Consider the following 10,876-nt stretch of genomic DNA (forward strand, 5'->3'; position numbering starts at 1 on the left):
GAGATCGGTGAACCTTTCGGTGTAGAGTCTAACGACCTCGCCTTAAATTCCATTTGCCGGACTATAGAATATTCTGTATTTGAGCAGGCTAATATACCTCAACCGCCATTGGCAAAGCCGACTTCTTATTTTTGGGATTAGCTAGCAATAGCTACAACTTTTTTCGCAAACCATATTCGACCCGCACAAATTTAGATTCGTTTTTAAATTTCTCATCCCGCAAAAAAAATCTCAGTTCGTTGTCAGAAGGCGGGATGTAAGTAATTGAGTCAGGTTCGTTGGAATTATAGTCTGGCAGGGAATCCAGTTGTTTTTTGGATTGGATCGTTCCCAGCAGCAGACCATTACTTGTTGCCCGCAATGTTGTAATCATCCATCTCTCCGGATTTTTAAAAAAGCTTCTGTTCAGGATAAAGTATCCCTTGTGTTTCTTGATAGCATACCAATCAGATTTATAGTATAATGTATCTATGGTAATAGTTCGTTGATAGACACTATCATTCTTTACAGTTACCCGCATGATACCTTGTCTGTCTTTATACACGGCATCTTTTAATGTCAATCTGTCGATTGAATCAACTTCGGTTATCGGTACATTTAGATTCCAAAAATGTTTTAAAATGATTTCCTGGTTGGTCACTGTAAGAAGACCGGAATCAACCAGGCTTTCGTATGTGCCAAAGAAGTTAGACGGGATATTGGTTGTATTCAGTCCTTCGGGTTGAGGAGTGTCAAATACAGGGAGCTCAGGAGGTTTGGCGCAGGCAGATGCGACAAGAGCCAAGAGAATGTATACTCTGAATTTCAGAACCGGGTTCATATATTAATTACTCTAAAAGTACTGTATACTTCTCACGATTTCACGATAGTAAAACTTTATGGAGTATTAGGAGCTGCCTGAACACCCAATTTATTTCAACTCAAAAACTTCACCGAGTGGTGTGGTGCTGAGTAATTTGTTGTTGTAGATAATCAGATTCGTTAATATATAGGGCGTGTTGTTATTATGGGACGATACAGGGACATAAAGTTTAACCCAGCGATTGTCCGTATAATAGTAGCTGACTTGTTCTCCTGTATTTGAGTAGCCTGCGATAATCAGGGTGCCATTGAACACTTGAATATCCTGAATGTCACAGTCCAGTGTTTCTCCCAAGATGGAAGATAATCCACCGGAAGTATATTTTTGAATGGTACTTGATACTTTATACTGATCGTCAACAATGTTGGAAGCTATATAGATATTTCCCTGATCATCTTTCACCATGTTGGATTGACCGCCTATATCCAGATACCTGGATTCGTTATTGGTATACTCAATAACCGGGTAATTGCTGATGTATAATTTGTCATTGGCAACCAGCATCGAATAGCCACTGTTGGTTTGTGATACAGGCGTGAAGTTCGAACCATCAAAACTCACAGTCGTGTAGGTCTTATCATCGATAACAATTCCCCCGCCCGCGATGATGAGTTTGTCATTATATACTTCCATAGCTGAAATGGTTGCATTATCGTTGGTGATCTTTTCGGCTTTGGAATCTATCACTTTAAAGAGACCATCATAATTGGTGAAGTATAGAACACCTTTGTATACGATGAAGTCGTTAGCGTAGGCAGATGTTTCAACCAGTTTGGTCCACTTGTTCGTGGAGAGTTTGTAAATTCCCGAGGTGCCGTCAACCATTCCCGAAATATACAGAGATGTACCATCTGCTTTTCTCATTTTATAGATGAAAGCCTGCGGGAGTTCTTTGCTGCCTGACCATTGGTAACTTAAGGACGATTCATCATTGTCCTGACAGGAGATATATAGCAATGCAGACAGGAGCAGGAGTAGAGATTTTATGTTGCGCATGAGGATATAACGTATAGCTATAAATGTAAACTTCTATATCTGGTAATGCAATGAACGTTGCTTTTTTTAACCATCCGCTTATTCAAGGATGAATTATTTCTTTCCGTTTAGAGTCAAATAGTAAGCTAAGTAGCAGCAGCACAGGTATACTTAACCAGCCGGTAAATACAAGTTCGATTCCGTTCTGCCCATCCGAAGCGTAGCATAATGTTTTGGACCTGGTAATAAAGTAAGATAATGCGAGTTGGATAAGAGTATATTCGCCTAGATTGAAGAGTATGATTGAACTGGTGCTTGTGTCTGTTCCGTCCAGTAATCGCGTGATCATGCCCTTATAAAAGTAGACGGGAAGTATAATGACGCCAACGAAACTTACCAGCCATAGAATGTTCCATGTAATTGTGCATTCTATTCCTAGCGATTGTAGTCCCATTTGCAGCCCTATGATTGGCATTACAGTAAAGCCAGGAATGAACAATCCGGCAATGGAGAATTTTGCAGTGATTGGTAGAAAATATCTTAGACGTTTACTAATCATGATTACTGTACGTGCTATTCTGAATTAATTTCCATTCTTCAAATGAAACGTCTGCGCAACTTGCCTGAACATTGTTTCGCTCGATTCAAAGTCTTCTGTGGCTGTACCAAATATAGCATAGGCATTGCTGTTATCGAACAGCATTACAAGGTACATGAGGTCGTGCGTGTTTGCATCCATCTGAGTTCCTTCTGCGGTAAATTCATATCCTGAAAATCCATCGATCGTAACAGGTTTACTTTCCTTTATCCGGATGTCTTTATAATGAAGCTCGTTGCGTAAATATTCTTCTGCTATTGTCTTTTGTTTGTCGGGTGTGGCGTCAGTTATATACTTAGAGGCTACAATAAAATTGAAGCGGGAGGCTGAGAGCATGTCACCTGATTCAGTATATATCAGCATACCATTGATCAACCGCGCAAATTTCAAAGGCGTGTCCTGAACATCAACCTTATATATAGCATCATCACTGGGGTCAGGAAGTTTTTCGTCCAGCAGTACCACTGACCGTATTGCTATCCTTACTTTGTTTATGATAGCGCTATCTGCACCCGGAATGGTTGCTGTCAGGGTTACGGTAACATGATCGTTACCAAAGTTGAGAATCTCTTTTGCAAAATCTTTCTCGCGAATGCTTTTGGAAAATCCCTTATAGTGATTCACATCAACGTTATGCTGGTCGGTAACGTTGGGCGAATCGTCATGTTCTGAGTCGCGGTTGAATGGCCGCTCGCTTTGTGTTACCGTAATGCGTGCAGTGGTAGTAAAGTCAACATAGGCTTCGCCCGTGGCGGTTGTTGAAAAACCCTCCGGTGGAACTATATATACATGCGTGCCGGTAATTTTTACGTGCTTGTCGCCTTTCGTGTTGTTGATTTGTTCTGTGGAAGCGGTGTCGCCCTCCGGCTGCCTGCACGACCATGAAACAAAAGCTGTTACGATAATAATGATGGCGACTTGGATTGGACGGAGAAACGTAATGGAAGAAGTTGTCATTTTGATTGGATACAGATATGGCTTATGGTTATGTGAATGTCGCCCAAATATAAGAACATTATCCGGCGAAATGCTTTCGGGTATGCGTTTGAAAAAATCAACTTCTCAGAACGAAGAATCTCCCCGAACAGTATATGGCGCGTAAATAAAAAATGACTGTAAATTACTTGGACTACTTTTAACCTTCGCACGATAGTTTTGCTATTTTAGCCTCTTCATTTATATTCTTTAAGATTCACAGATAGCCTGTGGGGACCAGATGAAAAAACTTGCATACTACTTTTCATTCATTCCGTTTCAACTGAATTTTTTCGTGTTGCTGTTTGTCACGGCCAGCGCCTATGCCATTGTGCATAACAAATATAGCAGCCTGGAAGAGCCCACGTATTTTATATTGCTGCTGAAGGCACTCGTTACCTTTACGGGAGTCGTGTTTATAATGATGTCGGGCATAGCATTGCTCACGGCTTTATTGTGCTGGGGGTATTTCTGGATCTATAGAAGATCACATCCTGGCTCGCCCATACAAGTAACCATCGGTGATGGCGAGAAAGCACAGGCAGGATATGTATCGCTTGGGCTCACGGCTATTGGTATAATCAAGCCGTTGCTGGGGCATGTAAAGGGCAGGGTCATTTTTGCCGACAATCGTATATCCGCTGCGTTGCCGTTGGATCAACCGGTTTTTGGCGACAGTCGTTTTATACGAAGTGCTATCAAAGCGGGCCGCCCGGTATGGATACCAGATATCAAGGAACATGAGGTAACAAAGGCGGTGCTATATTTTGAAGATATGTTTCGTCTCTTCTCTTTTCCGTTTGTATTGTCAAATGTGCAAAAGCTGTTAACCGTTCCGGAGGAATCGGAAGCTATCGCTGTGGATATACACCCCGATAAAACACAGGAAGAAGTGCAACGTATACAAATCCCGCGCAAAACCCGGGGCGAACTTTTAAACTATAAACACTTTGAAGCCGGAGACGACATCAGGCGAATTGTGTGGAAGATATATGCCCGCAATAAAGAACTGGTAGTAAAGATACCGGAGACTATGGATCCGTATGCTTCGCATATATATTTCCACCCGAGTTTCTATAATACAGGCTTGGCAACTGGAAGTATAGGGAATGCCATGCTGAATTATTACAAGGTGAGAATCCGCCAGGTATACGAGGCACTGTTGCGAACGGAATTTAGTGTGAAATATATACCGGACCAGGAGTCAACGACTACCATTCATGAATCGGAAGAAGCAGAGACGTGGCTATATCAACTCAGTACTTCGGTGTGGCAGTCAGGGAAAGAGGCGGTTGACTATATGAGTGCAAGGAAGGAGGGAATCTATTGTATATCTTCTCTTATACCGCTGTCGGAAGTAGAAGAGATATGCTCGAATAAAACTCCTGATACACTCGTTATCCTGGTAAAGGTATCAGAGCTGTGGCAAAACCGGAGTGCTTTTCACTGGCGCTCACTGTTTATAAAAAGTGATGAACATCCGCTGGATGTACTGAAAAGAAAATGGCTCTTTTCGCCAGGACGAAAAAAAATATTGAGTAACGAAAGCCAGGTGCAACGATACCTGGAAGATCAGTTGTTCAGAACTATTGTATTATGACGGAGAATGTAAAGAACCAGGTGCTGAGACTGATACTGCACCTTATCTTTTTAATATTGCCCACCGCAGCCATGGTGGTGCCCGCGTTGCTGCGCATAGATGCAGCGTTGGTATTTGTGAATACCGATATATATACCCAGTCGGTAGTGACACTCGTGGCTATTACGGCTGCCTATTGCTGTTACCTGTTGCGTTTCCGCTTTATTGTAACATTCCCGATTGTACTATTGCTGGTATATAGCTATAGCCGGGGCATGAGGTTCTTTTCAAGTAATGAGTTCGACTCGTATTATCTTACCGTACGCTACCTGCATCTGTCGGTGTTGTTTATTACCGGCTGGCTTATCGGGTACGGACTGGCGCGCTTCCGCTATTTCCCGCTGGCGCTGGCAGCGCTGGTGCTTACAACGGGGCTGGTAGACGCAGCCGGCTATAATAAAGACCTGCAACTGGAAGACTCTGTGCGCAATCTCTTCTTTGTAATACTGTATGCCTTCTATACGTATTTTATTCGAGAGACTTTAGAGAATATTGAACAGGTACGCTGGAGACATTTTCTGAATGCAGGAGCAAGGCTTGCTATATTTACTCTTCTCTTCTTTCTTCTGTTTCACACCTCTATCTTTTTTCTGAGAGGAGAATTTAAAGACACTGATCGCTCTATACGTGAGGCGCGCGAGCAGCAGCAAGAGCAGCGCGATCCGCAGGAAGAAAACATGCTGACCAAAAACAAGCAGCAGAAATTTGATCTCAACCAATACTCACAACTGAAATCGCGGTTCGGCACATCCAAAGAATTGCTGTTTGCAGCGTATGTAGATAACTTCTTTCCCGATCACCCGGAGATACCCAACCCGCTATATTTCACAAGCTATCATCTTACCAAATACGATGTAAAGTTGGAGCGTTTTATACGCGATCCGAAGATGCCGTCCAACGATCTCTTTGCACCCAACCCGAGCAAGATACCGCGATACTTTACCTATGCTGATTCGAGTGTTATAATAAACAGTCGCGGACCTTTATACAGGAAGATCGTGGAAAGCGAAATATACCTGGCCGGATTATCACCTCAAACCTATACTGCCCCGGGAACGGCCTTTAGTTGTCAGCCTATCAATGTAGATGCCGACTATAAACAACAATACTCGTTTGCCTATAAGACACAATCATACGTATCTCAACTCAATAGTGCTTACTTTATTTACAATGCTTCGGTAGGAGAGAACAACGTAATCAAGGAATTTCAGGAGTCGCGCGTGCAGGAGTTGAAGAAAGTGAAAGACTATCGTGCGGTGGATAAGCAATTCTATAATTACTATACGGAAGTTCCGAAGGGAGTGATCTTTGATTCTATACGAAGCCTGAGTAACCGGATAACAGCCGGAGCCGAAACACCGATCGAGAAGATATTGAAAGTAAGAGATTACTTTACATCCAAAGACGAAACTGGTAAGCCGCTGTTTAAATATACACTATATCCTGGCTCACCGAACGATCCGAATATACCCAATGCCAGTATGCTCTCGCATTTTCTTTTCAAGAACAAGAAAGGATACTGTACATACTTTGCTGCCTCTACGTTGTTTATGCTGCGTTCCGTAGGTATACCGGTGCGGATGACTACCGGTTTTATGACGGTTGATCGCAGCGATAAGAACAAAGGCTGGTATTTTATTTATGGCGATCAAGCCCACGCTTGGGTAGAAGTATATTTCCCGGAATATGGCTGGCTCGACTTCGATACCACCATCGGAAATGATGATGCACGCGAATCGCCTATGCCCGATGCAACACCACCGTTAAAGCCACAGAAGGCATGGTTTGCTACAGTAGGAAAAGTTACTTCGCTGGAGGCTACAACGCAAACGGCTACCATCGCTATAAAAGTATTGTTGCTGGGTGATAAAGAACTCGGTGGTGCCGGTGAGCATTCTATCAGTTTGAATATGAAAGATGCCACCATTACAAAAGGAAACTTTACTAAAAAGTTTAAAGATATACAGGTAGGCGACTCGGTAACGGCCGTGTCATATAACGATGCTATGCGCAGTATACATGCGAAGAAAAATGAAAAGCTTGCCAATGTACTCACCCGGTTGCCCAACCCGACTGTAGTAGATGAGGTAACGATACACGAAGAGCAGGAGAAACCTGAAACTACCGTGAACCAGGCAACCACGCATGAAGAATATACACCGTGGTGGGTATTTGTACTTATCTCGCTGGGTGTGGTGGTAATTATTGTGTTGTTGATCGTTCTCTTCCTGGCGCGCATACTCTTCCGGTATTACAACGGCAGGGCCGGGCGCAGTGAACTTCCGGAAGAGAAAGCGTACTGGATATACCGCGCCTCCGAATTTTTATATTGCCAGTTCGGCTTTTATCGTAACCAGCGTACTCCGCTTGAATTTGCCCAGTATACTATACGACCGGCACTCGGCATTGGCTATGACGAGTTTATACAGGTATATCATAAAGTTAAATATGATAAACTGCCTGCTGACGAGAATGATATCCGTATTATGAATCAATACCAGGCAACGTATACTGCCCGGGTGTTTGAGAAATATACTTTCCTTCAGCGGAATTTGAAATTCATGAATGTAGCATCTACCCTTAAATTCTTTTTTAATTAAAACGTGATGACCGACACAGCAGCAACTTCCACTCAGCAGAACGATAAAGTTTCGTTACTGATAGACAACATCGAAAAAGTAATTCGAGGTAAAAGAAAAGAAATAGCCCTGGTGATAGCCGCGTTTCTGGCGAAAGGCCACGTGTTGCTCGAAGATAATCCGGGCTCCGGTAAAACCATGCTTGCCAAAGCGCTGGCGTTGTCTATATCGAGGAATAATGATATAGAACATGGTCATCACTCCGAAAGTAATCTCGGATTTAAACGCGTGCAGTTTACACCCGATCTGCTCCCGATGGATTTGATAGGCAGTCATATTTTTGATGATGCCAAGAAAGACTTCATTTTTAAAAAAGGTCCGTTGTTCACCAATATACTTTTGGCCGATGAGATCAACCGTGCCTCTCCTAAAGTACAATCTGCGTTGCTGGAGTGTATGGCTGAGAACCAGATATCCGTTGGTGATCGCACCCATTTACTGGAAAAATTATTCTTTACTATCGCCACACAAAACCCGATAGAGAGTGAAGGTACCTATCCGCTGCCGCATGCGCAGTTAGACCGTTTCTTTTTAAAGATGTCGCTGGGCTATGTTTCAGAAGAAGTAGAACTCGAGATCTATAAAAATTACAAGGCGATCAATAATGTACACGATAACGTTACAGAGGTATTGTCCTTCCACGATATCGTAGCCCTGCAGCAGGAAGCTGATGAGGTATACGTACACGAAGAGATATTGATCGCTGTAAAGAATATAATCCGCGAAACACGCAAGCATCCGTTTATACAGGTAGGTGCCTCTACCCGAAGCGGTATCATTTTTCTGAAATGCCTCAAGGCGTATGCGCGCGTAAATGGTCGAAACTATGTTACAGAAGAAGATATAGCAGACCTGTCGGAACCAGTGCTGCATCATCGCCTGATCTTCAAGAATAAGGATGCCAAGCAAAATGCCTTAAAGGAGATTGTAAAAAAAGAGACTGAACGACTCGCGAAGCTCAAGTTGGTAAATTTATATGCGGCACCGGTAGTCAGCGGCCAGGCATCCACACAAGCTGAAGATCAACAAACCCTGAACAGCTAAGCGAATAGCGCTATAGGCATTCACAAGTATACTCACGATTAACGGATAACATTCTCCATGAAATTACGGCCATATATAGTGCTGAATATACTGCTTGTACTCGTTGCTTTTGCGGGGCACGCACAGGTGCGCCAGACTATTGATGAAGAGCGCAGAGAGATATGGTATATGGATAAAAGAGCGCTTGAGCTTTCGGAGAAGTATATCAAGCTCGATAAGAACTATTATGTGGGGTATATGTATGAAGGCTCGTACAAGTTCGACAGGGCCACGGATTATTTTGGCTATAAAAATGCGATCAAACCATTAACCAAAGCGCTGGAACTGATTGAAAAAGATTATGACAAGCAGTTGAAAACGCGCACGTCTGATCTTCAAACGTATATAGGCGTATATCAGTATCATCGCGACTTCTCATGGATAGCGGGTCTTCTCTACGAGTGCTATAGCAACCTGGAGCAACCCGATGAGGCCGTACGCATATTGCACCGCGTAAAGAACAAGCATCAGCAGAAAGAGTTTTTTTGTCAGCCTTATAATGCATTGTGCTGGCTTGCACACCGGCATCGTTACTATACTTCTGCGAAGTATGCTTTTTTGAAAAATTCGATAGAAGCCAATGAGTCGATGGCGTTGAAGTTCCTGGACTCTGCCTTTATTAATGTGCGCGATAATTACTATATGAATTCCGGCATCTTCAACCCGGGACATGAGCAATATGAACTGAATGGTATAGCCTTTTACAAAACGCTTATCTATAGCTATAACTTTGAAATAGATTCCGCTGAGTATTATTACGACATGCTGCGGTTTACACCGTCATTCTCCAATAACAACTACGCCTATACCAAGTTGATGAACGGTGAGTTTGCCGAGACCATTAACTATTTTGAGCTGGAGAAGAAGGAAGATGATTTTTCGAGGAAGAATACAAAAGAGTTCTACTACATGTTGGCATTGCTGGATACCTATAAGGCAAATCCACAGAAAGGAATTAATGACTTGCATGCTACTATAGCCAGGGCAGGTTCTACACCCGGCTTTGGCTGGAACAACCTCGGCCTGGCGCGCGGGTATTATTATAACGGACAATTATTTGAAAGCCAGAAACACCTGGATAAAGCTTCTCAATTTGAAGAGATGCACATCAATACTACGTGGGGACCGGAGCAGTATGATTTTACTAAAAATATATTCTCGTACCTGAACAAAGAGCGAAAACTGCAAAGCATTTCGTTCGAGGATACACAGTACTGGTATAATATACCGGCATTGATAAAAATGACAGGGTTCTTTGCAGATGAGCAGTCTGATAAGTTTGTACTCATCAATAAATTTGGCGCTAACCCGGAGCGCGACTATGTATACTATCATATCTTCTCACCGGAAAGTACGATTGGTTTTGATGAAGTATGGAAAATTATTGATGGCCTTGATGCGGATTTTTTTATAGCTAAATTCAATGAACACCTGCAGGATGATCAGCGCATAAATATTTTTCGATACTATCGATACTTTATAGCACGATTGCTGATCAACAAGGGAAAGTATAAAGAAGCTGAGGGATTGCTGATGCAAGTATTAAACGACCCGCTCATAGACCTGGAACATGAGAAACTATTACAGGCACGTTGCTATGAGGCGTTGTGTCGGGTATATGATAAGCAAGGTAAAGATCAGGAGTATAAACGCTCGCTGGTTGCCTTCTATACACTCTATCCGCAACTGGTACCCTATAGCAAGAACACGATGTCGTTTAACCTTCGCGTAGTAGGCCCCACCGACAACAAGGAAGTAAAACAACTGCTGGACGAATTGCATGATTGTGATGTAAATTTACTGGAGGAAGAGGATCACGACTCCGAGTTTCCTACGGCTACGCTCACCTTCCAAAAAGCCGACAGTATATGGCGCGTTAGCTGCGTAGTAGCCAGTAAAGATTCCGTATTGGTAAGTCAGGACAGCCTGAAGATAGACGAGCTAAAAGGTGGCGGAAGAAAAATAGCCTACAACCTTTTTAATATACCCGTAACCACCATACCCGAATACGGTGAGAACGACTATGTGCTGATAGGCGGTATACTTCTTATTATAGCGATACTCTGGACAGCGCATAGAATGAAGAAGTCGTTGAGGTTTTAGAG

7 protein-coding genes are annotated in these 10,876 nt (G+C 42.9%); 4 read left to right on the plus strand and 3 right to left on the minus strand.

What is annotated here, in order from left to right; genetic code table 11:
* Positions 1-151: 151 nt before the first annotated feature.
* The 3 genes from VIN08_RS12080 to VIN08_RS12090 all read right to left on the minus strand — a co-directional run bounded on the left by VIN08_RS12080 (position 152) and on the right by VIN08_RS12090 (position 3,392).
* Positions 152-820, minus strand: coding sequence for a hypothetical protein (locus VIN08_RS12080; protein WP_331965090.1), 669 nt, complete (start codon positions 818-820; stop codon positions 152-154).
* Between the two features lie 90 nt (positions 821-910).
* On the minus strand, positions 911-1,858 hold the full coding sequence (locus VIN08_RS12085; RefSeq protein WP_331965093.1) for a hypothetical protein: 948 nt from the start codon (positions 1,856-1,858) through the stop codon (positions 911-913).
* Between the two features lie 562 nt (positions 1,859-2,420).
* Positions 2,421-3,392, minus strand: coding sequence for a hypothetical protein (locus VIN08_RS12090; RefSeq protein ID WP_331965095.1), 972 nt, complete (start codon positions 3,390-3,392; stop codon positions 2,421-2,423).
* Between the two features lie 259 nt (positions 3,393-3,651).
* Here VIN08_RS12090 and VIN08_RS12095 point away from each other — a divergent pair, with 259 nt between their 5' ends.
* Genes VIN08_RS12095 through VIN08_RS12110 form a run of 4 tightly spaced genes read left to right on the plus strand, consistent with a single transcriptional unit; the run spans position 3,652 to position 10,874 of the window.
* Entirely contained in the window at positions 3,652-5,010 is a 1,359-nt protein-coding gene (locus VIN08_RS12095; RefSeq protein WP_331965098.1) for a DUF58 domain-containing protein, read from the plus strand.
* Positions 5,007-7,649 (plus strand): transglutaminase-like domain-containing protein, encoded by a 2,643-nt coding sequence (locus tag VIN08_RS12100; RefSeq protein ID WP_331965101.1) that lies wholly within the window; start codon positions 5,007-5,009, stop codon positions 7,647-7,649. Before VIN08_RS12095 ends, VIN08_RS12100 begins: the two co-directional genes overlap by 4 nt.
* A 6-nt stretch (positions 7,650-7,655) precedes the next feature.
* Positions 7,656-8,732 carry a MoxR family ATPase gene (locus VIN08_RS12105; RefSeq protein ID WP_331965104.1) on the plus strand — a complete coding sequence of 359 codons (1,077 nt, stop codon included), beginning with the start codon at positions 7,656-7,658 and terminating at the stop codon, positions 8,730-8,732.
* Between the two features lie 57 nt (positions 8,733-8,789).
* Positions 8,790-10,874 carry a hypothetical protein gene (locus VIN08_RS12110; protein WP_331965106.1) on the plus strand — a complete coding sequence of 695 codons (2,085 nt, stop codon included), beginning with the start codon at positions 8,790-8,792 and terminating at the stop codon, positions 10,872-10,874.
* Positions 10,875-10,876 lie beyond the last annotated feature (2 nt).

The organism is Ohtaekwangia sp. (assembly GCF_036568665.1).
In the GTDB taxonomy this organism is placed as follows: Bacteria; Bacteroidota; Bacteroidia; order Cytophagales; family Cyclobacteriaceae; genus Ohtaekwangia.

Excerpts from the sequence above, each read along its gene's own strand:
- VIN08_RS12085 (WP_331965093.1), bottom strand. The coding sequence starts at position 1,858 with ATGCGCAACATAAAATCTCTACTCCTGCTCCTGTCTGCATTGCTATAT.
- VIN08_RS12110 (WP_331965106.1), top strand. The coding sequence starts at position 8,790 with ATGAAATTACGGCCATATATAGTGCTGAATATACTGCTTGTACTCGTT.
- VIN08_RS12105 (WP_331965104.1), top strand. The coding sequence starts at position 7,656 with ATGACCGACACAGCAGCAACTTCCACTCAGCAGAACGATAAAGTTTCG.
- VIN08_RS12080 (WP_331965090.1), bottom strand. The coding sequence starts at position 820 with ATGAACCCGGTTCTGAAATTCAGAGTATACATTCTCTTGGCTCTTGTC.
- VIN08_RS12095 (WP_331965098.1), top strand. The coding sequence starts at position 3,652 with ATGAAAAAACTTGCATACTACTTTTCATTCATTCCGTTTCAACTGAAT.
- VIN08_RS12100 (WP_331965101.1), top strand. The coding sequence starts at position 5,007 with ATGACGGAGAATGTAAAGAACCAGGTGCTGAGACTGATACTGCACCTT.
- VIN08_RS12090 (WP_331965095.1), bottom strand. The coding sequence starts at position 3,392 with ATGACAACTTCTTCCATTACGTTTCTCCGTCCAATCCAAGTCGCCATC.